Here is a 26,867-nt window from a genome sequence, read left to right as displayed (position 1 = left end):
CAAATTTCATGTCTGCTCTCCTCGTATTTTATTTGTATATTTTAAAGATTCGACATAAAATCTAAAATTCCTTTTTGAGATTTTTTCCATTTCATTTTAATAATTATTTTTCATGCGATAGCCCTGTGAAAATTCATATATGTTTTTAAAATGAAATATTTATATATAAAATATTTGGAGGTATTAAAATGAACTACGAAGATATGTCAAGAGAAGACTTGTTAAAAGAATTTAATAAATTAAAAAGAGTTCAAAAATATGGACTTTATTGGGAAGAGAAACCTGAAGATGTAGATGAATTATTAAAAACCAACTATCCTGTATTAACAAATCTTAAGGAGAAAGATATACTTCAAGATAATAAGAGCTTTAATAATGTTCTTATCGAAGGTGATAATTTACATACTTTAGAACTATTGTATATAACTCATTACGAAAAAATAAAACTAATATATATAGACCCTCCATATAATACAGGAAACAAAGACTTTATTTATAATGATAAATTTGTAGATAAAGAAGACTCTTGGAAACACAGTAAATGGTTATCATTTATGTATAGAAGGCTAAAAATAGCAAGAGAATTATTAAAAGATGAGGGAGTTATATTTATTAGTATAGATGATAATGAGTTCGCTCAATTAAAATTACTTTGCAATGCTGTTTTCGATGAAAATAATTTTGTAGCTGTATTACCAACTGTAATGAATTTAAAAGGTAATCAGGATCAATTTGGTTTTGCTGGGACACATGAGTATACGCTCGTTTATGCTAAAAATAAATCGCTAGCAAAGATAAATGAATTTGATATTGATGAAGAGGTTCTATTTGATAAATGGAAAGAAGATGATATAGGTTTTTATAAAAAAGGAGCAAATTTAAAAGCTACTGGGGTCAATGCTCCTAGAGAGAAAAGACCTAACTTATATTATCCTATATATATAGATAATAAAGATAATATACATTTAGAGAGAAAGAATGAAGATGATATTGAGTTATTACCTATAACAAGAGGAAAAGAGATGTCTTGGCGATGGAGTAAGGAGAAAATAAATAATGAGAAACATAATGTTATCATTGTTAGAAGTAGAAATAAAGTATCTTTATATAAAAAACAAAGACCACAAATAGGAGATATGCCTACAAAGAAGCCTAAGACATTATTTTATAAACCTGAATATAGTAGTGGGAATGGAACAGGGCTATTGAAAGAAATGTTTAATGGTGAAAAAGTATTTAATAACCCAAAACCATTAGAACTAATTAAAGATATTATAAAACTTGGTTCTAATAAAAATGATATTATATTAGATTTTTTTGCTGGTAGTGGAACAACTGCTCAGGCAATTTTAGAGATAAATAAAGAACAAGCCGATAGTAATAGGAAATTTATACTAGCAACTAATAATGAAAAAGATATTTGTGAGAAAGTTTGTTATCCTAGATTAAAAAAATTGTTAAAGGGTTTTATTAATGATAAAGGTGAAAAAATTAATGGATATAAAGAAAACTTAAAATACTTCAGGGCTGACATGGTAGGTAAAAATAAGAACCGAGATCAAATGAAAGTTATTATGGCACAAAAGATTTATGACCTGTTATCAATAAAGGAAAACTGTTTTAATTTGATAGAAGAAGAGCCTTATTATAGAGTTTATAAACAAAATAATAAAGTTATGGGGATATATTCGTTCTTCACAGAAAATTATATGGAAGAATTTAAGAAGAAAATTAGAAATATTGAAGCAGAACATAAGGTTGTGTATAGTTTTAGTTTTACAAATCATGTTAAAAAAGAAATTTTTGAAGACTTAAAAGGTGTAGATATAAAAGCTATTCCTAGTAAAATATTACAAATATTAGATGATTTAAGAAAGTAAGAAGAAAGGGGATAGAGTATGATTTTAAAAGAAGTTAATTATCAAATAAGAGCTATCAATGAACTATATAATAAAACTGAACAATTGCTTAGTAATGGAGAAGATATGTCCTTGCTAATATTTAAAGCACCAACTGGATCTGGAAAAACAATAATGACAGCAAATTACGTGCAAAAACTTTGTAATAACTTAGAAGAAGACTTATGTTTTATTTGGGTTTCTGTTGGGAAAGGAGAGCTTCATGTTCAATCCAAGAAGAAATTAGAAAAAATTTTTCAAGGATTTCCTAAAGTATCTTTATTGAGTCAAGAATTCTTTGGGTATAGAAAAGAAATTGAAAGAAATGAATTAGTTGTAGTTAATTGGGAGTCAATAAATAACAAAGATACTGATGGAAATTATACAAATATATTAATGAGAGATGGAGAAAAAATTAATTTTAGACAGGTATTATCTAATACAAGAGCCATAGGTAGAAAAATTATACTTGTTATTGATGAAAGCCATTATGGAGCAACAACTGAAAGAGCTAATGAATTAAGAGACGAAATAAAAGCTAGTATTATTTTAGAAATGAGTGCTACACCTAAATTTAAAATTAATCCAGATGAATTGGATAAGATAGGTTATGTAAAAGTTAAACCAGAAGAAGTAATAAATGCTGAAATGATAAAAAAACAGATATTAATTAATGAAGGATTAGCAGAAATAAGTGAAAATAATATTGATAAAAAGATATTAGAATTAAGTATTAATAAAAGAAATGAATTGAAAGAGTTATATGAATTAGAAGAAAGTAATGTTAATCCATTAGTTATAATTCAATTACCTAATGCAGAAGAAGGAGAGAATAAAAAAGATAAAATTGTAGAATACCTAAAAGAAAATGGAATAAGTAAAGAAAATGGCAAGTTAGCAATTTGGTTAAATGAAGAAAAAATTAATCTTGACACTATCTCTCAAAATACCGATGGAGTAGAATTTTTAATATTTAAACAAGCTATAGATACAGGGTGGGATTGCCCTAGAGCACAAATATTATTAAAATTTAGAGAAACCAAATCTACTATATTTGAAAAACAAACATTAGGTAGAATTCTAAGGATGCCTGAGCAGAAACATTATGTAGATGATATTTTAAATAGAGCTTATGTATATACAGATTTTAAAGGAAATGTATTAGAAGTAATAGATCCTGAATTTGATTTTCCAGATGATAATATAAGACCAATTCCATTAACTAAAAAAGAAGTTTGTAAAAATATAAAGTTATATTCAGAAAATATACATAAGAGAAAAAAAGCAATTGTTGAAAAATTAGCTCGTGAAACATTTAGAGAGATGACAGAAGGTTTTGGGCTGAAAAATGGGAAATTTGACAAAAATAAAGATATATTAAAAAATAAAGGCTTTGAATTTGAGACTGACAAATTAACTGAAGATATTATTAGTGGATTAGAAATTGATTCAAAAGACTTGTTAAGTAATAAGGAAAGTTATGAAGGCATAGAAGAGAGTATAACTTATGATGAAGAAAGAATAGAATTATCTTTTAAAAAGATATTAAAAAAACATTCATTAGCACTAGGAAATAGTAGAGATGCAATGTTAGATGTGTTAAGAAATAATATCTATGAATTTTTCTTTAATTATGTAGTGAATTTTGCTGAAAGTGAAAATTTTATAATTGATATTCAAAGATTATTTGTTTTAAATTATGACTACAAAGAGAATCAATTCTTTAAGAAACTAATTATTGATGTTATTGATAAGTATAAAAATCTAAAAGAAGGAGATCTAAAAGAAGTAAAGGTATATGGTAATCATAATTACTCTATTCCAGTAAAGGTAAATGTTAATCCAGAAACATATGAACAAGTAGATATACCGAAATATTTTTATAATAAATGTTATTTAGAAAAAGGTAGAAGTAATCCAGAAAAAGCTTTTGAAGTATTTATAGTTAAGTATTTACCTAAGATAGATTGGTGGGTAAAAAATGGAGATAATGGAACAGAGTATTTTTCAATAGTCTATGAATTAGAAGGTGAGAAAAAAGAATTTTATCCAGATTGTATTATTAAATTTTTAGATGGAAGAATAGGAATATTTGAAGTAAAAGATAAAAATGATAGTTCACCTAGAACTACTGCTAAAGCTGAGAGACTTTTTAAATATATAGAAGAACAAAATGATAAGGGTAAAAAACTAATAGGTGGTATTGTGGCTGATTTTGGAAATGAAGAAAGCTTATATATAAAAATAAATAGAAAAGAGAAATATTCAGTTAATGCTGAAAATTGGGAAGATTTAGAGACGCTCATTTAACTATGAGTGTCTCTTTTTGTAAAGTTTATTTGAATATTGAAATAATGCAGTGATATAATTTAAGTAGAAATAATTAACAAGGGGGTAAATAGGATATGAGTAAAAGAAATAAGTATTGGGTTGTTTGGAATCAGATTGTGTGGCAGGTCAAAAAAGAAGGAAGTATAAAAGCAATAAAGAATTTTGAGGTAAAAAAAGATGCAGTAGATTATGGAGTTCAAGTAGCAAGAAATAATCAACCCAGTCAATTAACTATTAAGAAAAAAGATGGAACTATTGAAGAAGAAAGAACATATGGGAGTGATCCGTTTCCCCCAAGAGGATGATTTAATATAGCACATTAAATTTAAAAGGGGGTAAAAAATGAAAGTTGTAAATGCTATTGAATATTTAAAAAACAATAACTTTGATAAGAGTGAGTCTTATGAGTGGATTAATCCAATTCTGAAAAAGGTACTTAATGATGATTTGAAAAATGAAGATATTGAGAAACTTATATGTAGTATAATAAAAACTGATAAGCCTGATGAAAATAAAGCTTCTTTAGAAATAAGTGCAACAACTAATAAAAACGAAACTTGTAATGAGTTGCAAATTTTAGGCATTAAAGAGATTAGTAGAGTAAAGAATTATGGCTTAGTAGATTTAAAAGAACCGATTTCTTTAAATGAAGGATTAAATGTTTTTTATGGGAAAAATGGTGTAGGAAAAAGTTCCCTATATAAAGCTTTATGTAATTCGCTGGGACTTGAAAGTCCAAATAGGTGTGTGCCTAATATAAACTCAAAAGATAACAATATGGGGTATAGATTAAAGTTTTTAGATTCAAATAATCAAGAACAGATAATAGACTCTTCAAATTCAAAAATAAGTAATACAAATGTAAAGATTTTTGACAATTATATTTCGAACTTCATAGTTAATAATGATCAAGAAAATGAATTCGAGATCCCTTATTTAAAACAACAATATTTTTATGTGATTAGAGACTTGTTAGAAGAGATATCAAATATGCTTAAGGAAGAAGAAAATAAAATAAGTTCAAAGACAAATGATGTCAAAGAGATATTAAAAAATGATATAGACTTTCTAGATAAGAGTCATAAAGATATAAAAAAGATTATAAAAGACGTAAGTTTTTCAGAAAGAGATTCCAAGGAATTAGAGGAATTAAATAATAAAAAAGTATTATATGAATTGAATGCATCCCAAATGTTAACTAAACCATATAAAGATAGATTAAAAGAAATAGATATTATATTGGAAAAATTGTGCTGTAATAATCTTTTGGAAGAGAAAAGAGATTATTGCTTTAAATATAATGACAAGTTTTTTCTAAATTATAATAGTAAATTAATAGACTTATTAAAATTCAAAAAATTATATGAAAGTAATAATAAAAAAAATCTAAGTAATTACATACCTGAAAGCTGGATAGGTAATGAAGAATGGGATACTTTTATAGAAGCAGGTATTAAATTTGTACAAGCACTAACTGAAGAAGAAAGATTTGAATATAGTAAAAATAAATGTCCATATTGTAATCAAGAACTAGAAGATGATTCAAAAAAGCTAATAAAAGCTTATGGAAACATAAAAAATTCTTATAAAAAAGAAATTGATAAAATAAACAAATATCGAAAAGATATAATAGAAGAAACAGAAGATATACTTATGTTTATAGAACAATTGGATATATATAATGAAAACATCAATGAGATACTAAAACAAGACAAGAGTCAAGAACTAATTAGCATTAAAAAAGAAAAATTTGAATTTTTCTTTAAAACAATTAAAAACAAAGTAGAAAACTTTGAAGAAATAAACTCTATTAATTTGGACTACTATATATCAATAGTAGATAGATATTTAGAACTTAAAGATTATATAAATAAAAAGATTAGAGAAATAAACGATAATAACAGAGATAAAAAATCTAAGTTAGTAGAAATTAATAAAAATATCAAAGAATTAAAAACTAAGAAAGTAATAGCAGATAATCGTGATATTTTAAAAAAATTAATTGAAAATAAATTAATAATAGAAGATATAGATACAAAATTGAAAGACCTTACTGCTTTAAAAAGGAATCTAAGTAGATTAGAGAATAAGTTTTCAAAAGAATCAATTATGAAAGTGTTTTCTGAAAAATTATATAATGAATATAAAGAGTTAGACTTACATCCACCAAAGCAACTTAATATAAAACCTAAAAAGAATAAAAGGCTATGTAGAATTGGAAATTATAAATTATCGGATATATATAGTGAAGGAGAATTAAAGATTCATTCTTTAGCAGAGTTTTTTGCTCAATCACAAATTGACGATTTCAGAGGAATATATATATTTGATGATCCCGTAAATAGTTTAGATTATGAAAGAATAGACTATGTAAAAAATAGAATTTGGAAATTAGTAAACGAAGGAAACCAAGTTATAGTATTTACACATAATATTTATTTTTTAAATTCTCTAATTAGTACAGATAAAGGTAAAATTAATGAAGTAATAAAGTCAGATGAGCAAATATATATAATTAATAATACTATATTAAGTAATAAAGATAAACAAATCAAAGAACTTGGTAAAAAAATCAAAAAAACAATAGATAGGTTTAAAAATATGAAACCATATGAAATTGACGAAAATGAAATATCTGGAGTTTATGATTTAATGAGTGGTTGCCTAGAGAGTTTTGTAGAAAATAAATTACTAAATGGATTAATAAATAGATATAGACCTAATATCAGAATGTACAGCTTGCTAGAACTAAAAAATCTTGATAAAGAATTAATTGATAAAATACATAATTTATACAATAATACAAGTCGTTATGGCAATAGACATAGTTCTCCTTTAGAAACATTATCCCCTACATATGATAAATTAGTACGTGATTATGGATTATTTCAAGAGATACTAAAAGTTAAAAAATAAATTAGGGTTTTAAAAATCAGAAAAGACACTTTAGAAGAGTGTCTTTTTATACTACATCAGCTTACAAAACTATATTTAAAGTATATTCTAAGTTTATGATGTTATGAGAAGAACGGTGAACCGTACCATAAATAATAAAAACCATGGATATTTGACACATATACCAAATATCCATGGTTTTTATATTTTCAAATAACTTCTGAACTGTACTGCTTTTTATCTTCTGATTTTTCTTCATCGGTCTTTACCATAGTGATTCCTGTATATCCATAGAAAAGTGAAATCAGAGGATTTAATATATTTAAAAATGCATAGGGTGCAAAAGCAAATGGGTGTACCCCTAAGGTCTTATGCATAAATGCTCCACATGTGTTCCATGGTATCAAAGGTGATGAAAGGGTTCCGGCATCCTCTAATACCCTTGATAAATTTTTAGGGTGAAGTCCCCGTTCATCATATACATCTTTATACATTCTTCCTGTAAGAACTATTGATAGATATTGATCTCCAGCCACAAGGTTTGCAGCTATTGCCGTTAAAATTGTGGATAGAACCAAGGACCCTGTGCTATTGGCAAAGGATAGTATCTTAGCTGATATGGCTTTCAACATTCCTGTTTTTTCCATTATACCTCCAAATGTCATGGCACATAGTATAAGGGATACTGTGGACATCATACTATCTAGGCCTCCACCGGTAAGCAATGTATCCACAGATTCTACACCTGTTTTTGAGACAAAACCATAATGGGCAGCTTGTATAATTTCCTTGGCTCCAACTCCCTGAAATATAACCGAGAAAACTCCACCAAGGAATACTCCTCCTATAAGACCTGGTAAAGCAGGTACTTTAAATATTACCAATAATATTACTAAAAGCGGTGGTATTAATAATAATGGTGTTATGTTAAATTCCATTGAAAGTCCATTTAATATTGGAGTTATAGTTTCTGTACTTATTTCCCTTGAACCATATTTTAGTCCTATTATTCCGTATATTATAAGGGAAATTACGAGACTGGGTATCGTTGTATAAAACATGTGTCTGATATGATCAAAAAGTTCTGCACCTGCCATTGCCGGTGATAAATTGGTTGAATCGGAAAGTGGAGACATTTTATCTCCAAAATAAGCTCCAGATATTATGGCTCCTGCAACTATTGGAAGGGGTATACCTAGACCTTCACCTATTCCTATAAGGGCAATTCCAACAGTTCCTGTGGTGGTCCATGAGCTTCCTGTGGAAATGGAAACTAGGGCACAAATAAGGGTTGCTGCTATAAGAAATATTTCCGGTGCAATAATTTGAAGTCCATAAAATATCATAGTTGGAACTGTCCCAGAAAGGATCCATGTTCCTATTAACATACCAATAACCATAAGTATAAGAACAGCCTGCATGGATACCTTTATAGTGTCAATTATAGACTCCTCCATATCATTCCAAGAAAATCCTGCTTTGAGTCCTACTAATCCTGCAACAACTGCCGAGGCTAAAATAGGAATATGTGGTTTTGCTCCGTATTGATTGATTCCAAAAAATAATGCAATGATTAAAAATATAATAGGAATCATTGCTTGACCGAATGAGACTCCACTGTGGATATGGTTTTCATCATTCATAAATCTATCTCCCCCTTTATTTTAATTAATATTATAAATGGGCAAGACAGAAAAATACCAAATAATACTGAAATATTATTTATTTATTTAAAATTTTTTGAATATTTAAACTACATAACATTAAATCTTCTATAATTTATTATAGCATCTATGAATTTCTTAACATTTATTTTACCACCGGATTTTCTTTTTCCCCTTATGTAATCCATTTCTCTTTTAACAACTTCAAAGCTATATACAGAATTTGAATATTGGGTAAATATAGTGTTTGTATAGTCCTCTATTCCTAGGTGGGATATATTTGCTAAACCCTTATTAATAGCTCGTCTTATTCTTTGTTCCATTGATCCTGGGTTATCCTCTGTGAGTTTTTTGCAAAGGTCCTTTATATTATAATCATATATACATGAGTCTGTTTTTATCAGATAACTACATATTTTAATGATATCCTTTGCTCCTTTTTCTCCCATAATCCCTAGGTTATTTAAAATTATTTTTACATTTGTTAAAGGTTCTCGTTTATGCTCCACTTCTTTAATAGCTATTTGTCCACTTGAATCTCCCACAACATTTTTTATTCTATTTATAATTCTTTCCATATCAATTTTCTCAACTACACTGGAGACAACTTTTTTTACTTCTATTATATTTATAGGTTTATTTATAAAAAACTCTATTCCAACTTCATAGGCTTTCCTTTTCATACCCTTAGCATTTACTTGAGATATCATAATAAATTTGATTTTACTATCTTTTTGTTTGATATTTTTTACTATTTCAATACCGTCCATGTTTGGCATTAGAAGATCTATTAAAACTATATCTGGTTTTATTTCTAATATTTCTTCTATAACATTTTCATCTCCATATGAAATGCCAACTATGTGCACCAAAGAATTATCCTCTACTATATTACTTAGTATCCTAACAATATTTCTATCATCATCGATAATATACACATTAAGCATCGGTAATTACCTCCAAACTTTTTTTAGGTATCTCTATATTAAATTTAGTCCCTTTGTGATATTGAGATTTGACTTTTATTTTTCCTTTAAATTTATTTTCAACTATATCTTTGACCAATGTAAGACCTATACCCCTTCCTATGTTGCCAGTGTTTTCATCAAATTTCATAGAGAATCTTGGCTCAAATATATATGATAAATCCCTGTTTTTAATGCCCTTACCGTTATCTGAAATATTAAATACATGATTATCTTTGTATTCCCTGTGTTCTATCACAATTTTTTTGTTATCCTTAGTATTATCCATTGCTTCTATACTATTATTGATTAGGTTTCTAAAGATGGACATTAAAGAGTAATGCTCTCTTATATATTCATTTGACTTTATATTAAACTTTATTTCTATTTCTTTGTCTTCCGACTCTAAATATCTCTTGGTATTTTCTTGTAGTATATCAAATACGTCCTTTAGTTTCATTTCATTATATTCTATTTTATTTTCCATTATTTTGTCTAGTCCAGTTATTACCATCAAGTAGTCTTTTTTTATCTCATGGACATCCTTTGCTATATTAAGGGATATGTTTTTTACTTCTTTATCCAATTTTTTTTCAAGGATTAAGTCATAAAGATTATATGAGTTTTCCATGACATTTTCCAAATGTTCTGTGTTCATATTCATAAAATATAATTCGCTCTTCATACTAGAAACCAAAGATACTAAATTTTTATATTTTTTTTCATGTTCTTCTTTAACTATAAAAAGCTCATGATATTTCATAAGGGTAATTATTGTAAAAGATACTATGGTTCTTAAAAGTACTGCTACTGCTAAGGTGCTAATTGTTGAATATATATCGTCATATGGAAATTGTATCATCCTAAGTAATACTTCTCCCATATTTGCTATGAAATCACAACACAAAATAACCATAAATTTTATATGGGGTTTCTGTTGCCTATCTATTGAGTAGAGATAATTGAATAATACTCCATAAAGCACATAAAAAGCCATCTCTTGATAGCTACTTAAAAAAGCATATTTAAAATCCACACCAAATATAATGAAAGTTCCAACACTTCTGAAAAGTATTTGCATAAACCCTGAAATTGTAAGAACTACAATTGGGTTAATGTCTTTATAAATAGTTAAAAAAATAAGGATAAATACTACTGATAATGTGATTCTAAAGCCTTCTAAGGGAAATGCAAAATAAAATAATGATGTCAATGAATCAACTAAAGCTATAATAAAGATTTCTTTTAAATACTTGGTTTTAAATATTTCCACACAATTCCCCCTACTGTTATACGTTATTTTTTGACATAATAATCTTTATAACTTATATTTCTAAGTATAACAAATATATTAATTAATTGACAATAAAGGATTACGATTTCGTAATATGGGTGTTAATGTTAGGATTTATTAATCCCATTGTTGATACTATAATTACTAACTATAGGACTGTAATCATAGGAAGTCTTTTAGTGGGGCTTCTTACAGTAGGCATAACTGTTATAAATGTTAAATTTTCTGAGAAGATGCCGAGAATGAATACCATAGCATATACAATTAATAAGGATACTAATGAAGCTAATTGGTTTAGTGCAGATGATGAGTTAGACTTTTGGACAGAACAATTTTTTTCACAGGAAAAAAGACAGGGAACTAAAAAGCTGGCCATGCTAAATTAGTATAGCCAGCTTTTTATAGAAAATAATTTTTCTATTGACTCTCTCCTTAGGGGAGGGTATATAGTAGAATTGAAGAAACTATTGATTCTTTCAGTATTTAGTCTATATAAAATGTAAAGAATGGAGGGAGTGTGTTGCTACCTATTGGAGATTTTTAAAAAATATTATAAATATTTAAAAAAACACTTAGATATTATGATGAGATCAATCCTGAAAATGGTTATAGGTATTATTCCATGTTTCTACTAAGTTATTAAGTGAAACAAAAAAGTCTTTTAGAAGGTATGTAAAATGTCAAGAAATAACTGGCCAACTATGGAGTGGAAAACTATAGAACCATGGGACTTAGGAAAGGACTCTGATTAAGGAACATATTATGTCGGCTATAATAGACTAAAATCCATAGTTAAATAAATATAGTAGACAGCATGGTATTAAGTATGAAATTAATAGTTGACAATTAAAATAATTTAACATACAATGAAATGGAATATTGATTGAACTAAATTAAATTTATTCAAATTATATTGTGGGGAGATTAGTTGCCATGAATAAATACAATAAAATAAAATTAGAGAATCAATTATGTTTTCCATTGTATGCGTTATCAAGGAAAGTTATAAAATTATATAAACCGGTTCTTGATAAGTACAACTTAACATATACCCAATATATAACCATGTTGGTTTTATGGGAAGAGGAAAAAATTTTATTTAAGGAGTTAGGACAACGGCTACACTTAGATTCAGGAACCCTTACTCCTGTAATCAATAAATTAGTATCAATGAACCTAGTTATTAAGTATAGAAATAAGGAAGATGATAGAGTAGTTACTATAGAAATAACAGATAAGGGAAAAGTATTGAAAGATGATATACTTGAAGTTCCAGATAGGGTTTATTGTAATTTTAATGGGAATCAAGAAGATATTATTATGCTCAAAAAATATTTAGATAAAGTTTTAAATCAATTGAATAATAAAAGTTAAATTCTATATAGAATTTAACTTTATATTTTAACTAAATTAATTGGACTAAATTAAATTTAACTAAACTTAATGTATTTGAAAGGAGAATATCTATGAATTTTTATGATTTTACAGCAAGAAGTATATTCGGTGAGGAAGTAACTATGAAAAAATATAAAGATAAGGTGATTTTAGTTGTTAATACTGCTAGTAAATGTGGGTTAACACCTCAATTTAAAGAACTAGAAGAATTATATCAAGATTATAATAACAGAGGTTTTGAGATACTAGGCTTCCCTTGCAATCAATTTGCAAATCAAGAGTCCGGTAGTAATAAGGAAATACAACAATTTTGTAAGTTAAACTATTGGGTAACATTTAGTATGTTTGAAAAGATAGATGTGAATGGTGAAAATGCCCATCCATTGTATAAATATTTAAAAAATGAAGCAATGGGAGTTTTCAACAGGAAAATAAAATGGAACTTCACTAAATTTTTAATAGATTCCAATGGTAATGTATTTAAAAGATACGCACCTACAACGCCACCATCAAAGATTAGAAAAGATATAGAAAAATTACTGAGTCAATAGGTATAATTATATTCTTCTAGAGAATGTATGCAAACTAAGTGATAAAGGAGACAGTATTTTATGAAAAATATAGATATTACAAAAAGTGACAGAAAGCAACTTATTAAAGCACAACAGGGTGAACTGGATGCGGTGTTATTGTATAAAAGATTAGCTAAAGTGATAAAAGAAACTAAATATAAGGAAACTTTTCTTAAAATAGCAGCAGATGAGGGAAAACATGCTGGTATTTTAAAAAATTATACTATGGAAAAACTTAAGCCTAAAAAGACCAAAGCAATAGTTATTACAAGGTTGTATAAAATCTTTGGTTTAAATCTTACTTTAAATTTGCTAGAAAAGGGGGAACTTAAGGCGGCAAAGGGTTATATATCTCTAGTAGATAAATTTCCTAATATTAAATTAATTATTGAGGAAGAAGAATCCCATAGATCTCTTATTAAGGATATGGTAGTTAAGTGAAATAATATATTAATCATAGTAGCTTAAGCTAGTTTGATAAATATAAAAACAGGTAGAGAAATATGGAAAGCTGTTGATTTATAAAAATATTATATAAAAAAGATTAAAATTAAGAGAATATCTAAAAGTATTACGGTATACTTATGTAAAAGAGTAAAATTTAGTAATTTAAACAAAAAACAATTGACAAAATAATAGATTAAGAATAGAATAAATATATAATAGCTGTAATAGTTATAACGTTTATAACTATTACAGCTATTATATATTTAGAAGAGTGGGTATAATTTAACTTTTCAATAATTATAGAAAGGAAGTTGAATATGAAGATTGTAGTTGTTAATGGGAGTCCTAAGGGGAAAGATAGTAATACTAATGTAATGGTTAATGCCTTTCTAAAAGGGGCTAAAGGAGCCGGTGCAGAAACTATAAATGTATATCTTGCTAAAACATATACAGACAGCTGGAAAAGAAATTGCCACAGATATGAAAATATCTAAAGAAACCAAAGAATTGCTTAGTAAAAACTTTATTCCCAAGGGAATATACGTTAAGGAATCTAATCGTAGTTTTAATATGATGTTAAATAAGTCAGATGAAGATTAAAAGAAAATATAATCGATAATAATTATTATAAAATTTACATATCAGATTTATAAGGAGGAATGAAATGTGGATGGGAAAATATCTTTGATAGGAAACTTTGGAACTAATTGGATTAAGTATAGTGACTATGAAATTAGAGAAGCATCAAAAGGAGATATTTATATAACACCATGTGAAGGTTCAGTATTTAGTATGTATAATCCATTTAATGTAGCGGAAGATCTAATTATAGATTTAATAACAATAGGGGATATAGCTTTAGAATTAGAAAAAGAAAATAATAAAAATAAAGAAAGGCTAAATAATAAAATCTTAATATTTACAAAAAAGTATGGTCTCCTCGGTCTAATTAGTGCCAGTGTGTATAATAGAGATGTCATAGGAGATGAAAAAGTTTTATTAATTAAGAATAACTATATTACAAAGGAAAAAATAATGGACGAAAGTGAATATATCCATAAGTTTATACCCTTTACGGAGGAAGGAGATATAAAAGTTAATAAATATAAAAACTGTGTGGACATTGTAAAAAGGGAAGATTCACCTAAATTTTATGGAAAGCGTCCTGTTGTATTGGACCTTGTCTTCTCCAAATTTTATTCAGAAAAAATTGATTGGATTATAAATTTTGGTAAAATGATAGCTTTACATTTTAACCAATTATCAGTATATAAAAATACATCGGTAAACTTAACTGAAAATGTTACTATTATGGCCGGAAAATTTCATGCTGAAAAAATAGGATTTACAATTGAGCAATTGGATAAAACCAATATTTCTTGGGAATTTGATTCCCTTAAAACTGCAATTGAAACCATATATGCATTTGCAGTGACCGATGAAACAATAGTATTTAGAAGGTGTAAGCACTGTAACGACGTATTTATTGCTAATAATACTAGAGCTAAATATTGTGATACAACGTGTAGAAATAGAGCCAATGTAAAGAAGAGTAGAGAAAGAAAGTCAGGTAAATAGATATAAATAGCAAGAAATGTCATGAAAGTATCTTCAAAAAAAGCTAATATATAAAGTATATAGAGTTTATATATTAGCTTTTTGAAGGGGGAGATTTAAATGAATAGTCTTAAAGGGAAAGTTGCAATTGTCACGGGAGGAAGTAGAGGTGTGGGAAAAGGTGTAGCGCTAGGATTAGGAGAGCTTGGGGCTACTGTCTATATAACTGGACGCACAGAGGATGGAAAGAATCTACCGGAATTTTTAAAGGACACTAATATCTATAAGACGGCGAAAGAAGTTACAAAACTCGGTGGTGTTGGGATTGCCCATAAATGTGATCACTCCAATGATGAAGAAGTGGAACAATTATTTAAAAGAGTAGTTGGAGAACAGGGGAAACTAGATATATTAGTTAATAATGCATGGGGAGGAGGAGTCCATGTTGCTGAAGAGTACTTCTTTAATACACCTTTTTGGAAACAACCGGTTTCACTATGGGATGATAACTATACTGTGGGTCTGAGATCAAATTATGTTGCAAGTAGATTAGCAGCAGATATAATGGCTAAAGAAAAACAAGGATTAATTGTAAATATATCATTTTATGGGGGGCGTAGATATTATAATAATGTGGCCTATGGAGTCTGTAAGGCAGCAGTTGATAGACTATCTTCTGATACAGCCCATGAATTAAAGAAATATGGGGTATCAGTATTTTCTCTATATCCTGGTCAAGTAAGAACTGAAGGAATGGTTGAATATGCCAAATATGACAATACAGTTGATATTGAAAACATGGAGACACCTCGATTTGTTGGAAGATGTGTGGGAGCTTTAGCAGAAGATAAAGATGCTATTAAAGATACAGGAAAGATTCTACTTACAGGAGAAGTGGCAGAACACTATGGTTTTACTGATATTGATGGCAAAAAGCCAAAAACTTTAAGATCACAGTTATGGTAACCTATACAGTACCATGTTCCCCTAGACATTAGTCTAGGGGATATTTCTATTTATAATAATTATATTTTAATATTCAATATATAAACATAAGATAAAAAGGAGTTTTATGTTTATATATTGAATATTAAATGGGAAAGAGTTAAATCGTATAGAAAGGTGGAATATAGATGAACTTTTATGTTGATGTTATAAATAAAACAATTGATTATATTGAGGATAACATTAAGGAAAAAATATCCCTTGAATATATCTCACAACGGTTTTGTATATCTAAATTCCATTTTAACAGAATATTTAAAACAGTATCTGGAATGACACTAAAACAGTATATACTTGGGAGAAAATTAACCGAGACCCTTAGATATTTATCTAAAACAGACACACCGGTGATAGATATAGCCTACGACTTTGGTTTTGAGTATCCCGAGGTTTTTAGCAGAGCATTTAAAAAGCAGTTTGGGGTATCCCCTTCTATATATAGAAGGGAAAAAAATAATATTAGTTTGGTGGAAAAGGCTAATATTGTGGAACGGGATATTGTAAATTACAAAGGAAATCTAACCCTTAAAGAAACTTATAGATATATAGATAAATTATGTCTTGAAGGTGTATATATAGATGTAGATGTAAATAATGAAGGATTCGAAAACCTTATGGGGCATACTTGGGATTCATTTTTAAAAAACACTGAAGGAATTGATCACTTAAACCATGAAAAGGTTTATACTGCGGTGAGTTGCAATGGAGAAGATAACGGGGAATATACTGTGTTTTATGGCATGGAAAGAGAAGGGATGAATGAAAAGACTAAATTTAAAAAATATATAGTACCTAAAGGTTGGTATGTAAGCTTTATATATACTGGAGATATGTTTGATATTAGAGGGACCTTTGTTGACGATCTGTATAAATGGATTATGATTAAAGAAATACAACTTGATTTAAACAGAATAGGCATGTTAAATATATATGATAAAAATTACTTAGAGAATAATGAGGTACAGATGTTAGTAGCTATAGAAAAGGACTAACATAGATAAAAATGGGAGGAATTACAGTGAACTTTAGAAAGGAAATATTAGAGTATCAACCAATTAATGATCAAGAAATAAATGATAAAAAAATAATATTAGACTATATAGATCATTTTTATGAGAATATACTAACTAGAAGTAATAAAGTAGCCCATATGACAAGTTCGGGGTTAATATTAAACGATTCTTTAGACAAAATATTAATGATTCATCATAATATATATAATACTTGGGCATGGACTGGAGGTCATGCCGATGGGGACAATGATATGCTTAAAGTGGCCCTTAAAGAAGCAAAGGAAGAGACAGGAGTTTCTAATGTAGTACCATTAACCGATAAATTAGCTTCCATTGATATCATACCCGTATATGGACATATAAAAAGGGGAAAGTATGTTTCATCCCATTTACACTTAAACACATCATATATTTTAATAGCAGATGAGAAGGAAAAACTAATTATCAATGAAGAGGAAACCAGTGATGTTGGTTGGATTAATATTAGTGACTTAGATAAATATTCTAATGAACTATATTTGATTGATATTTATAATAAAATTATAAATAGGGCTAGAAAAATAAAGTTATAAATTAGAAACAAACACATAACGAGAGGAGATAAAATGAATATATTAAGTGTAGAAAATATATATAAAAGTTATACAGAAAAACAATTACTTAATAATATAAGTTTAGGGATAAATGAAGGGAACAAAATAGGTCTTATAGGGGTTAATGGCACCGGTAAAAGCACCCTTTTAAAAATAATTACAGGAATAGAAAAACCAGATAAAGGTAGAATAATTAAAAATAATAATACTAGAATAGAATATCTTAGTCAGAATCCGCACTTTGATAGAGAGGCCACTGTATTGGAGCAGGTTTTTAAGGGGAACTCGGATATTATGAAATTAGTAAGGGAATATCAGATGGCTATTAATAATCCTGATATATCAAATGAAAAAATTATAAAGCTTACCAATAAGATGGATACCATGAATGCCTGGGATTTAGAAAGTGAGGCCAAAGCCATATTAACAAAACTAGGAATACCAGATTTTAATGCTAAAGTAGGGAATATGTCTGGGGGAGAAAAGAAAAGGATAGCCCTGGCATCAGCATTAATTAATCCTTCAGATTTACTTATATTAGATGAACCAACTAACCATTTAGATAATGATACTATTGATTGGCTAGAAGAGTATTTAAATAATAAAAAAGGTTCACTAATAATGATTACCCATGATAGATACTTTTTAGATAGGATAGTTAACCATATAATAGAGCTAGATAGGGGAAACCTTTATACCTATGTGGGAAATTATAATAGCTATTTAGAAAAGAAATTGGAGAGAGAAGAAGTAGAGCTAGCCAAAGAAAAGAAAAGACAGAGGCTTTTTAAGAAAGAGTTGGCTTGGATGAAAAAAGGAGTTAAGGCTAGAACAACCAAACAAAAAGCAAGGATAGATCGTTTTGAGAAATTAGAAGAAAGTAATGTAAATATAAAGGAAGATAAGATGGATATATCTGTTGGAAGTAGTAGACTTGGTAGAAAGGTAGTGGAGATTGAAAATATATCTAAATCCTTTGATAATAAAGTAGTAATTGATGATTTTAGTTATATTGTTTTAAGAGATGATAGGGTAGGGATAATAGGACCAAATGGCAGTGGAAAATCTACTCTTATAAATATTATATCTGGAAAGCTCAATCCAAATAAAGGAGATGTAACTATAGGAGAGACTGTAAAAATGGGAGTGTTCTCCCAAGAAGCCCATGAAATGGACAATAATCTTAGGGTTATAGAATATATTAAGAAGGGGGCTGAATATATAACTACTTCAAAGGGAGATAAAATAACTGCATCTCAGATGTTAGAAAGATTCCTATTTCCTCCTGATATTCAATGGAATTTGATAGGAAAGTTATCTGGAGGAGAAAAAAGAAGGCTTCATCTTCTTAGAGTACTTATGGAAGCTCCAAATGTATTGATTTTAGATGAGCCAACTAATGACTTAGATATAAATACCCTTACTATTTTAGAGGATTATTTAGAAGAGTTTGAAGGAGCAGTTATATCGGTTTCCCATGATAGATATTTTCTAGATAAAATGGCAGAAAAAATATTCGTATTTGAAGGTAAAGGGAAAATTGTCCAATATACAGGGAATTACACTCAAATAAAGAAAGACGCTAAATTAACTAATAGTAAAGCTATAAATGAAAAAAAGGAAACAAAAAATAAGTCTGAAAATAAAAAGGAAAAAATAAAACCTAAGGATAAGTCATTAAAATTTTCTTATAATGAAAAAAGGGAGTTTGAAGAGATAGATGATATTATTGTTAACCTAGAGGCTAAAGTAGAAGAAATAGAATCTAAGATTGAAGGGGCATCTACTGATTATGTCCGTTTGCAGGAGCTAATAAGTGAAAAAAAAGAAATTGAAGAAAAGCTAGATGAGAAGATGAAAAGATGGGTTTACTTAAATGAACTTGCAGAAAAAATTGAAGATAAAAAATAATATATATAGAAACTAAAATAAATTTCATTTGAATATTTGTCCATATAACAAAATTATGATAACATATATTCTTGTAGGGAATAGATTGTTTCAATTGCTAGGTCGTATAAAGTATAATTGATAATATAGTTATAATAATAAGAGTGATTGTGAATATATATAATCCGGTAAGTAAAAAATATCCTCATAATAGAAAGAGGGTATTTTTTTATGCTATTAATCTACATATTAGTTTAAATATATTATACTAAAGGAGGAATTTTAAAATGAGTTTTAAATTGCCAAAATTTATAGAGCCAGACTTTACCGAAGATTTTTTTGTAAAAGCTCCCAATGTTAAAACTAGCGAGGTTAAAAAAGATGGAGTTGCGCCTAGGGGATTTTTTATGACATCAGTATTACCAGAATATTTTAAGGTTAAAGGACAATGGATACTTCCAACCCAAACTTCCATAGACTGTGTTGCAGTTCTTAGGGATGACAGTACTGTGGAAATTGTTGAATTTAGAAACCTTAAGGTTGGAGATAAAGTGATCTTAGGGGAAAGTAAGGATGGAAGTGAGGGCATATATAAACATAAGGATGGTTTTGATAATATACCAAAGGTGGGATTAACAAGGTCTGTTGAATCTTCGTTTTCAAGGGATTATGATGAGTTATATGAACTATTAAAGTATGAAAGAGAAAATAATGGACATATAGTTTGGGTTTTAGGACCAGCGGTAGTTTTTGACCATGATACGAGAATTGCTTTATCAGAGCTTGCTGAAAATGGCTATGTAAATGGACTTTTAGCTGGAAATGCCATGGCAACCCATGACCTAGAGGGAGGATTATTAGGAACATCTTTAGGTCAAAATATATATACCCAAGAATCGGTTCCAATGGGGCATTATAATCATCTAGACCTAATAAACGAAGCCAGAAGAGCCGGTTCTATAGAAGCATTATTAGATGAAGGAAACATAAAAGATGGATTTATGAAAACTTGCGTAGAGAAGAATATACCTATAGTTCTTGCTGGCTCCATAAGGGATGATGGGCCGTTACCATCTGTTTATCATAATGTATCCTTTGGACTTGATGCTATGAAGGAAGAAACAGATAAAGCAACAGTGGTAATATGCCTTGCTACGGTTCTTCATTCGGTGGCTACTGCAAACTTAGCTTCTTCATATAGGGTTACAGATGGAGAAGTAAGACCGGTATACTTTTATTCAGTAGATATTGCTGAGTATGCAGTTAATCAAGTGGCAGCTGCAAGGGAACATGTAGGAGTTAAAACAATAGTCACCAATGTACAGGATTTTGTGGTTCATATCCAAAAGAACTTACTTTAATATAAAGCTTAATTTACTTATTTTAAAAGTACTAATATAGACGAATATATGACTAGGAGGAGATTTTACATGAGTTTTGAATTACCAAAGTTTACACCACCGGATTTTACCCAGGATTTTTTTGTTAATGCTCCCGACTGCAAAACCGAAGAAGTGGTTAAAGAGGGAGTGGCCCCTAAAGATTATCATGCACTATCTATATACCCTGAATATTTTAAAATCAAAGGAGAGTGGGTAATAGCTAAGGAAAGCCGTATGGATACTGTAGCAATTGTCACTCCTGAAGATGATATAGAAATTGTAGAATTTAGAAACTTAAAAGTTGGGGATAAAGTTGTGGTAGGAAGAACTGAGGATGGCAGTGAAGGTATATATATGTATACGGAAGGATTTCTTAACGATGCTAAAGATACAGACACCTTCGCTTTTAGAGTTGGGAGGTCAAGGGAAACTGCATTCTCTAGAGACTATGATGAACTATATGAGATTATGAAACACGAGAAGGAAAATGGAGGAAAAATAGTTTGGGTTTTAGGACCTTCAATTGCCTTGGATTATAAATCAAGGGATGCCTTCGCTTCTTTAGTAGAAAATGGTTATGCACAAGCTGTTTTATCTGGAAATACCCTAGGTACCTATGACCTAGAAAATGCTATGTTTAAAACAGTGTTAGGACAAAAAAACTTTGAGGGACACAATAATGCCCACTACAACTACATTGCAGCTATAAACGAGGCTAGAAGAGTGGGTTCAGTGAAAGGTCTTATAGATTCAGGGGAAGTGAAGGATGGTATATTAAAAGCATGTATAGAAAACGATGTTCCTGTGGTACTTGCTGGAAGTATAAGGGATAGGTATACATTACCAAATACCTATGATAATGTTTATGAAGCTCAAGATGCCATGAGAAAACATACTAGGAAGGCAACTATGCTTATATGTCTATCATCAGTACTTCATACCATAGCCTCAGGAAACATGACCCCATCTTATACAGTTAAAGATGGAATAGTTAGGCCAGTATATATATATTCTATAGACATACAGGAGTTCTCTGTTAATAAATTATCCGATAGGGGGACTTTAGAAGTAAAAACACTGGTTACAAATGTTCAGGACTTTATAATTAATGTAGCCAAGGGACTAATCAAATAATTTGTTAGTAGAATTATTATAGCACCAAAAGAGATTCCTTCAGGACTTGTGGTTGCTTTAATTGGAGCACCATACTTACTTTATTTACTAAGAAAAATAAAGTAAAGTAAAAAACCATAATAACCAAATTTGGTTATTATGGTTTTTTAATCATATTTTATTAACTACACTAAACCTAATAATTTTGCACCTTGAGCAACAATAAAACACAAAACTATACCTGTTATAGTTGGAACTAAGAAGGATACTAGGGTCCATTTAAAGCTTCCAGTTTCTTTACGTATGGTCCAAAGTGTGGTACCACAGGGCCAATGATTTAAGGAAAATAGCATTGTACAAACGGCGGTTAACCAAGTCCAACCGTTATCAATAAATAATTGTTTCATTTCATTTAAACTATCTAACTCTAGCATAGATCCCTTTGACATATAACTCATAATTAAAATAGGAATAACAATCTCGTTAGCAGGTAAGCCTAGTATAAAAGCCATCATAATATAGCCGTCTAATCCCAATAATCTACTAAAGGGATCTAAAAATTCAGCACAATGGGTAAGTAGACTTGCATCTCCCACAGTGACATTAGCCATAATCCATATAACTAAACCAGCAGGGGCTGCAACAACAACTGCACGGCCTAATACAAATAATGTACGATCAAATATGGAGCGAACTATCACCCTACCCACTTGGGGCTTTCTATAGGGAGGGAGTTCTAAAGTAAAGGAAGAAGGTAATCCCTTTAAAACCGTCTTAGATAATAGCTTAGATATAAAAAGGGTTATCATAACTCCCAATATAATTGTTGCAAGGATAGATAATGTTGCTACAATAGAACTAAAGGCTCCTGCTGCACCAGCGATAAAAATAGTAGCAAGGGCAATTAGGGTTGGAAATCTTCCATTACAGGGAACAAAGTTATTGGTAATAGTGGCAATAAGTCTCTCCCTTGGAGAGTCAATTATTCTACAAGCTATAACTCCAGCGGCATTACATCCAAAACCCATACACATGGTTAGAGCCTGTTTTCCATGGGCACATGCCTTTTTAAAATAATGATCTAAATTAAATGCCACCCTAGGGAGATAACCTAAATCTTCTAGTAATGTGAACAATGGAAAGAATATAGCCATTGGAGGAAGCATTACTGATACCACCCAAGCCAGGGTTCGATACATACCTAATACAATGATATCGTGAATCCACTTAGGGGTTCCAAGCCAATTGAAAAATACTGTTAACTTACTTTCTATCCAAAACAATCCATTTGCTAACATAGTAGAAGGATAATTGGCACCTTGTATCGTAATCCAAAAGACTATACCCAAAAGGCCTATCATAATAGGTATACCTAAGGATTTAGAGGTTAATATCTTATCTATCTTTCTAGCCCTAAGATCATAGCTTTCATTTTCAAAGGTAACTACTCTTTTGCTAATATCTTCAGCTGTTTCAACAATATTAGAAACAATATAATCCCTTAGGTCTTCTAAATTTACATCTTCTTCTTTTAATTCTTTTCGGGCCATATCTAACTTTTCATTTAGCAACTCATCATTAGATAGGTTGAAGTTCAAATAGTTATTCATTGATTCTAATAAAGGATTATCCCCATCAATTAAACGAAGGGCTGCCCACTTGCTATTAATTTTACTGCCTATGGTGTGATGAATATGGGGTTTAACTTTATTGATTGCTTTATCTAGAATAGGGTTATAATCGATTTTTTTAGGATTAGTTTTAATCTCGCCTAAAGCTACTTTTTTTACAACATTCTTTAACTTATCTAACCCTTTTCCACTTCTTGCCGTAGTTCCCACCACAGGAACACCTAAAAGTTCTTCTAGTTTTTTTAAATTCACATGGATTTTTTTTCTTTTAGCTTCATCCATAAGATTTACACAAACCACTACTTTATCAGTGATCTCCATTATTTGGAGAACTAAATTTAAGTTCCTCTCTAAACAAGTAGCATCGGTAACAACAACAGTGGCATTGGGGTTGCCAAAACATATAAAGTCCCTGGCCACCTGCTCTTCAACGGAGCTAGCTAGTAATGAATAAGTACCGGGAAGGTCAACTATTACATGTTTTTTATCTTTATAAGTATATCGTCCTTGGGCATTGGTAACAGTTTTACCAGGCCAATTTCCAGTATGTTGATTTAATCCCGTTAGACTATTAAAGACAGTACTCTTACCTGTATTAGGATTACCGGCTAAAGCAACAACAATATCTTCCGGGGATTCTAATTTAACCTCGAACATCTCCTTTAAAGCACCTGTGCCTGTGGATTGATTTGTTAAGCCCATTTATAAAACCTCCTTTATTATTGCTGGAGTCTTGATATTCCTCCAGGCTATCAATTACCGACGGATTTAAAACTCCTCAACCTATCAATTACCGAGGGATTTGAAGCTCCTCAGCCCATCAGTTGCCGAGAGGTTGGTAATCCCTCAGCCCACCTGTTGCTGGGGGATTCGTAATCCCCCCAGCCCATTATACTTTAAATAACTTTAACAAATATTTTCGATGATTCTTCTTTCCTTAAAGCTATAACTGCACCCCTAATGTAATATGCTATTGGATCCCCTGCTGGACTTTTCATTATTGACTCCACTGTTGTATTATTAATAAGTCCTAAGTCCAACATTCTTCTACGGGCATTCCCTTCAGCTGTAAGCTTTTCCACTTTAGCAGTGGAACCAATAGATAATTTATTTAGTGAAATGAGTTTTTCCTCCATAGAAAAACCTCCTTTTATTAATTTTTTATATAATTATTACATAAGTTAGTCATAGGAAACTTTATTAGTTGTAGCTAATAATTAAGATATGTAGATATATGTGTTAATGTTACATCTTTTATAAAAAGAGAAAGGATGAAATATATGAAAAAAGAAAGAATATTTCATACTGCAAGGGGATATCAGATGTTAAATTCTGAAAACAAATTACTTACACCTAGTATGGAAGATTATTTAGAGATGATTTATAGAGTATGTTTAGAAGAAGGTTACATACGGGTTAATCAATTGGCAGCCAGATTAAATGTAAGACCACCATCGGTAACTAAGGTGGTTAAAAAGCTAAAGAACCTTGGATTAGTAGAATATGAAAAGTATGGGGTAGTAAAACTTACGGAAGAAGGTAAAGAACTGGGCCAGTTTCTTTTAAGAAGACACGGAATCATAGAAGAATTTTTAAAAAAACTTGGAATTGAAAAAACCCTTTTAAGGGATACAGAAATGATAGAACATGATGTAAGTATTAATACATTAAAAAGCATACATATATTAAATAAATTTTTAGATGAAAATCCAGATGTAATTAAGAAATATAAAAAGTTTAAAGAGAAATTTCGTAAAGATATATAAATGGTTATATAGTGTGTAAATTGAAGGATTTAAGTTATATTTAAATTAGAATCAATAAAATTTATCAATAAAAATATAAATAGTTATAGATAAAATTGATTTTACTAGAAGTTAACAATTAAATATAATAAGCATGTGAAAATTATAAAAAATGATAAGCTGCGATTTAAATCGAAGCTTATTATTTTATGAGGAGGTTTTATACAAATGAAAAAAAGTTCTTATTTTTTAATCTTAGTAATACTATTACTTCCCCTGGTAGGTTGTAGTTCAAATAGTGATAAGGTTAGTAAAGAAGACAATATTCCAAATTTGAAGGTAGGATATATTTTTACAAATCATCACACTGCTCTTATGACAGCTGCTAGTAAGGGAGAAGAATTTAAAGGGGAAGGTATATATCTAAAGAAAGATATAGACAGAGAAAAATACACACTAATGAAAGATGATAAACCAGTTGCAAAATTAGATTTAGTAGTTACTAAAAATGGTTCTGAAACCATGACTATGATGGGACAAGGTCATCTTGACTTAGGATTAGCATCAAGTGCTGCTAATATTGCAGCCATGGATAAGGGAAATAAAATCAAAATATTATCACCGGTACATACTGAGGGAATTGGTTTAGTGGTAGGAAAGGATTCTAGTATAAATAACTGGGATGAGCTTCTTAAAGAGTTAGAAAATAGAGATGAACCTATGAAGATAGGTTACCACTCTCCAACCAGTGCACCGGTTATATTATTTGAAGCAGCTATTAAAGAAGCTGGCATAAGTTATTCTAATAATCCCCAGAACTTGGATGCTGATATTCTATTAGTAGATTTAAAGGGAACATCTAACTTAATACCGGCATTAAGTTCTAACCAAGTTGATGGATGGGTGGGACCATCGCCTTATCCAGAACTTTCTCAAACAGAAAAAGTAGGAAAGATAATTTTAGACATGAAGCATTTGCCTCCTGAAGGAAAATGGCATGACTTCCCTTGCTGCGTAGCATCAGCAACTGAAAAAACTATGGAACGATATCCAGAAGTTGTAGAGGATTTTATGTCCTTATTAACGGTATCTGCCAACTATTCAGAGAAGAACAAAGAAGAAGCGGCTGAAATAGTAGCTAAATGGACAGGAGTCTCTGAAGAAGCAGCAAAGATGTCTAGTATTAAATACACTACAGACCCCAATGAAACATGGGTATCAAATGTTGAGTTAATATTTAATGCTTTAAAAGATTCAAATAAATTAAATGACAATTTTAAAGATAAAGAGTATAAGAAAATAAAGGATATACTATATAATTTTAATTATGTAAAGTAAGTATATAATATTACAGAAATTTCGCATCTAATTTCCAGTAAAAATTTTACTCATACAAAAAATGTTTATTATACACATTTTACTATTAATGGGTATCAAAAGACCGTTTGGCCCTAAAAAAGGATACACTTTCCCCCTC

General features: G+C 29.5%; 24 protein-coding genes. 19 read left to right on the top strand and 5 right to left on the bottom strand.

Annotated elements, in window-relative coordinates; all coding sequences use genetic code 11:
- Window positions 1-188 precede the first annotated feature (188 nt).
- From V6137_RS16940 to V6137_RS16925, 4 genes are all read left to right on the top strand, one after another.
- On the top strand, window positions 189-1,880 hold the full coding sequence (locus V6137_RS16940; RefSeq protein WP_425449150.1) for a site-specific DNA-methyltransferase: 1,692 nt from the start codon (window positions 189-191) through the stop codon (window positions 1,878-1,880).
- An 18-nt stretch (window positions 1,881-1,898) separates the two neighbouring features.
- Window positions 1,899-4,208, top strand: a complete 2,310-nt coding sequence (locus tag V6137_RS16935; RefSeq protein WP_425449149.1) for a DEAD/DEAH box helicase — start codon at window positions 1,899-1,901, stop codon at window positions 4,206-4,208.
- Between the two features lie 95 nt (window positions 4,209-4,303).
- Complete coding sequence (locus V6137_RS16930; RefSeq protein WP_425449148.1) at window positions 4,304-4,534, top strand: DUF2188 domain-containing protein; 231 nt, start codon at window positions 4,304-4,306, stop codon at window positions 4,532-4,534.
- A 37-nt stretch (window positions 4,535-4,571) separates the two neighbouring features.
- Window positions 4,572-7,145, top strand: a complete 2,574-nt coding sequence (locus V6137_RS16925; RefSeq protein ID WP_425449147.1) for an AAA family ATPase — start codon at window positions 4,572-4,574, stop codon at window positions 7,143-7,145.
- A 188-nt stretch (window positions 7,146-7,333) separates the two neighbouring features.
- Here the strand turns inward: V6137_RS16925 and nhaC are convergent, their stop codons facing one another.
- From nhaC to V6137_RS16910, 3 genes are all read right to left on the bottom strand, one after another.
- Window positions 7,334-8,767, bottom strand: coding sequence for a Na+/H+ antiporter NhaC (gene nhaC, locus V6137_RS16920; RefSeq protein WP_425449146.1), 1,434 nt, complete (start codon window positions 8,765-8,767; stop codon window positions 7,334-7,336).
- A 110-nt stretch (window positions 8,768-8,877) separates the two neighbouring features.
- On the bottom strand, window positions 8,878-9,735 hold the full coding sequence (locus V6137_RS16915; RefSeq protein WP_425449145.1) for a response regulator: 858 nt from the start codon (window positions 9,733-9,735) through the stop codon (window positions 8,878-8,880).
- A complete protein-coding gene (locus V6137_RS16910; RefSeq protein WP_425449144.1) occupies window positions 9,728-11,026 on the bottom strand; it encodes a sensor histidine kinase in 1,299 nt (432 codons plus the stop codon). Before V6137_RS16910 ends, V6137_RS16915 begins: the two co-directional genes overlap by 8 nt.
- Window positions 11,027-11,112: 86 nt before the next feature.
- On the opposite strand from V6137_RS16910, the gene V6137_RS16905 reads away from it, so the two are divergent.
- From V6137_RS16905 to V6137_RS16845, 13 genes are all read left to right on the top strand, one after another.
- Window positions 11,113-11,433, top strand: a complete 321-nt coding sequence (locus V6137_RS16905) for a hypothetical protein (protein ID WP_425449143.1) — start codon at window positions 11,113-11,115, stop codon at window positions 11,431-11,433.
- Between the two features lie 547 nt (window positions 11,434-11,980).
- On the top strand, window positions 11,981-12,421 hold the full coding sequence (locus V6137_RS16900) for a MarR family winged helix-turn-helix transcriptional regulator (RefSeq protein WP_425449142.1): 441 nt from the start codon (window positions 11,981-11,983) through the stop codon (window positions 12,419-12,421).
- Between the two features lie 92 nt (window positions 12,422-12,513).
- Window positions 12,514-12,993, top strand: a complete 480-nt coding sequence (locus tag V6137_RS16895) for a glutathione peroxidase (protein WP_425449141.1) — start codon at window positions 12,514-12,516, stop codon at window positions 12,991-12,993.
- Window positions 12,994-13,053: 60 nt separating this feature from the next.
- The gene (locus V6137_RS16890) at window positions 13,054-13,455 is read left to right on the top strand and encodes a ferritin family protein (RefSeq protein WP_425449140.1); all 402 of its coding nucleotides are present in this window, start codon (window positions 13,054-13,056) and stop codon (window positions 13,453-13,455) included.
- A 323-nt stretch (window positions 13,456-13,778) separates the two neighbouring features.
- The gene (locus tag V6137_RS16885) at window positions 13,779-13,955 is read left to right on the top strand and encodes a flavodoxin family protein (protein WP_425449139.1); all 177 of its coding nucleotides are present in this window, start codon (window positions 13,779-13,781) and stop codon (window positions 13,953-13,955) included.
- A 172-nt stretch (window positions 13,956-14,127) separates the two neighbouring features.
- Window positions 14,128-15,039: a hypothetical protein gene (locus V6137_RS16880; protein WP_425449138.1), complete on the top strand. Its 912-nt coding sequence runs from the start codon at window positions 14,128-14,130 to the stop codon at window positions 15,037-15,039.
- Between the two features lie 99 nt (window positions 15,040-15,138).
- Entirely contained in the window at window positions 15,139-15,984 is an 846-nt protein-coding gene (locus V6137_RS16875; protein WP_425449137.1) for an SDR family NAD(P)-dependent oxidoreductase, read from the top strand.
- Between the two features lie 167 nt (window positions 15,985-16,151).
- Window positions 16,152-17,015, top strand: a complete 864-nt coding sequence (locus V6137_RS16870; RefSeq protein ID WP_425449136.1) for a helix-turn-helix domain-containing protein — start codon at window positions 16,152-16,154, stop codon at window positions 17,013-17,015.
- Window positions 17,016-17,041: 26 nt separating this feature from the next.
- The gene (locus V6137_RS16865; RefSeq protein ID WP_425449135.1) at window positions 17,042-17,608 is read left to right on the top strand and encodes an NUDIX hydrolase; all 567 of its coding nucleotides are present in this window, start codon (window positions 17,042-17,044) and stop codon (window positions 17,606-17,608) included.
- Window positions 17,609-17,641: 33 nt separating this feature from the next.
- Complete coding sequence (locus V6137_RS16860) at window positions 17,642-19,540, top strand: ABC-F family ATP-binding cassette domain-containing protein (RefSeq protein WP_425449134.1); 1,899 nt, start codon at window positions 17,642-17,644, stop codon at window positions 19,538-19,540.
- 266 nt (window positions 19,541-19,806) lie between these two features.
- Entirely contained in the window at window positions 19,807-20,880 is a 1,074-nt protein-coding gene (locus V6137_RS16855; RefSeq protein WP_425449133.1) for a putative NPN-dependent ornithine cyclodeaminase, read from the top strand.
- A gap of 69 nt (window positions 20,881-20,949) precedes the next feature.
- Window positions 20,950-22,035 (top strand): putative NPN-dependent ornithine cyclodeaminase, encoded by a 1,086-nt coding sequence (locus tag V6137_RS16850; protein ID WP_425449132.1) that lies wholly within the window; start codon window positions 20,950-20,952, stop codon window positions 22,033-22,035.
- A gap of 12 nt (window positions 22,036-22,047) precedes the next feature.
- Window positions 22,048-22,140: an iron chelate uptake ABC transporter family permease subunit gene (locus V6137_RS16845; protein WP_425449151.1), complete on the top strand. Its 93-nt coding sequence runs from the start codon at window positions 22,048-22,050 to the stop codon at window positions 22,138-22,140.
- A gap of 59 nt (window positions 22,141-22,199) precedes the next feature.
- On the opposite strand, the gene feoB is transcribed toward V6137_RS16845, so the two are convergent.
- On the bottom strand, window positions 22,200-24,347 hold the full coding sequence (gene feoB, locus V6137_RS16840; RefSeq protein WP_425449131.1) for a ferrous iron transport protein B: 2,148 nt from the start codon (window positions 24,345-24,347) through the stop codon (window positions 22,200-22,202).
- A gap of 194 nt (window positions 24,348-24,541) precedes the next feature.
- Window positions 24,542-24,781: a FeoA family protein gene (locus tag V6137_RS16835; RefSeq protein WP_425449130.1), complete on the bottom strand. Its 240-nt coding sequence runs from the start codon at window positions 24,779-24,781 to the stop codon at window positions 24,542-24,544.
- Window positions 24,782-24,925: 144 nt separating this feature from the next.
- On the opposite strand from V6137_RS16835, the gene V6137_RS16830 reads away from it, so the two are divergent.
- Complete coding sequence (locus V6137_RS16830) at window positions 24,926-25,411, top strand: metal-dependent transcriptional regulator (protein WP_425449129.1); 486 nt, start codon at window positions 24,926-24,928, stop codon at window positions 25,409-25,411.
- A 207-nt stretch (window positions 25,412-25,618) separates the two neighbouring features.
- Window positions 25,619-26,728: an ABC transporter substrate-binding protein gene (locus V6137_RS16825; protein ID WP_425449128.1), complete on the top strand. Its 1,110-nt coding sequence runs from the start codon at window positions 25,619-25,621 to the stop codon at window positions 26,726-26,728.
- Window positions 26,729-26,867 lie beyond the last annotated feature (139 nt).

The organism is Dethiothermospora halolimnae, assembly GCF_037577855.1.
GTDB lineage: Bacteria > Bacillota > Clostridia > Tissierellales > VENL01 > Dethiothermospora > Dethiothermospora halolimnae.
The sequence above is the reverse complement of the archived record's forward strand: the minus strand, read 5'-3'. Positions and strand labels throughout refer to the sequence as shown.

Excerpts from the sequence above, each read along its gene's own strand:
- V6137_RS16940 (WP_425449150.1), top strand. The coding sequence starts at position 189 with ATGAACTACGAAGATATGTCAAGAGAAGACTTGTTAAAAGAATTTAAT.
- feoB (WP_425449131.1), bottom strand. The coding sequence starts at position 24,347 with ATGGGCTTAACAAATCAATCCACAGGCACAGGTGCTTTAAAGGAGATG.
- V6137_RS16870 (WP_425449136.1), top strand. The coding sequence starts at position 16,152 with ATGAACTTTTATGTTGATGTTATAAATAAAACAATTGATTATATTGAG.
- V6137_RS16895 (WP_425449141.1), top strand. The coding sequence starts at position 12,514 with ATGAATTTTTATGATTTTACAGCAAGAAGTATATTCGGTGAGGAAGTA.
- V6137_RS16855 (WP_425449133.1), top strand. The coding sequence starts at position 19,807 with ATGAGTTTTAAATTGCCAAAATTTATAGAGCCAGACTTTACCGAAGAT.
- V6137_RS16915 (WP_425449145.1), bottom strand. The coding sequence starts at position 9,735 with ATGCTTAATGTGTATATTATCGATGATGATAGAAATATTGTTAGGATA.
- V6137_RS16935 (WP_425449149.1), top strand. The coding sequence starts at position 1,899 with ATGATTTTAAAAGAAGTTAATTATCAAATAAGAGCTATCAATGAACTA.
- V6137_RS16890 (WP_425449140.1), top strand. The coding sequence starts at position 13,054 with ATGAAAAATATAGATATTACAAAAAGTGACAGAAAGCAACTTATTAAA.
- V6137_RS16835 (WP_425449130.1), bottom strand. The coding sequence starts at position 24,781 with ATGGAGGAAAAACTCATTTCACTAAATAAATTATCTATTGGTTCCACT.
- V6137_RS16900 (WP_425449142.1), top strand. The coding sequence starts at position 11,981 with ATGAATAAATACAATAAAATAAAATTAGAGAATCAATTATGTTTTCCA.
- V6137_RS16875 (WP_425449137.1), top strand. The coding sequence starts at position 15,139 with ATGAATAGTCTTAAAGGGAAAGTTGCAATTGTCACGGGAGGAAGTAGA.
- V6137_RS16850 (WP_425449132.1), top strand. The coding sequence starts at position 20,950 with ATGAGTTTTGAATTACCAAAGTTTACACCACCGGATTTTACCCAGGAT.
- V6137_RS16860 (WP_425449134.1), top strand. The coding sequence starts at position 17,642 with ATGAATATATTAAGTGTAGAAAATATATATAAAAGTTATACAGAAAAA.
- V6137_RS16925 (WP_425449147.1), top strand. The coding sequence starts at position 4,572 with ATGAAAGTTGTAAATGCTATTGAATATTTAAAAAACAATAACTTTGAT.
- V6137_RS16930 (WP_425449148.1), top strand. The coding sequence starts at position 4,304 with ATGAGTAAAAGAAATAAGTATTGGGTTGTTTGGAATCAGATTGTGTGG.
- V6137_RS16830 (WP_425449129.1), top strand. The coding sequence starts at position 24,926 with ATGAAAAAAGAAAGAATATTTCATACTGCAAGGGGATATCAGATGTTA.
- V6137_RS16885 (WP_425449139.1), top strand. The coding sequence starts at position 13,779 with ATGAAGATTGTAGTTGTTAATGGGAGTCCTAAGGGGAAAGATAGTAAT.
- nhaC (WP_425449146.1), bottom strand. The coding sequence starts at position 8,767 with ATGAATGATGAAAACCATATCCACAGTGGAGTCTCATTCGGTCAAGCA.
- V6137_RS16825 (WP_425449128.1), top strand. The coding sequence starts at position 25,619 with ATGAAAAAAAGTTCTTATTTTTTAATCTTAGTAATACTATTACTTCCC.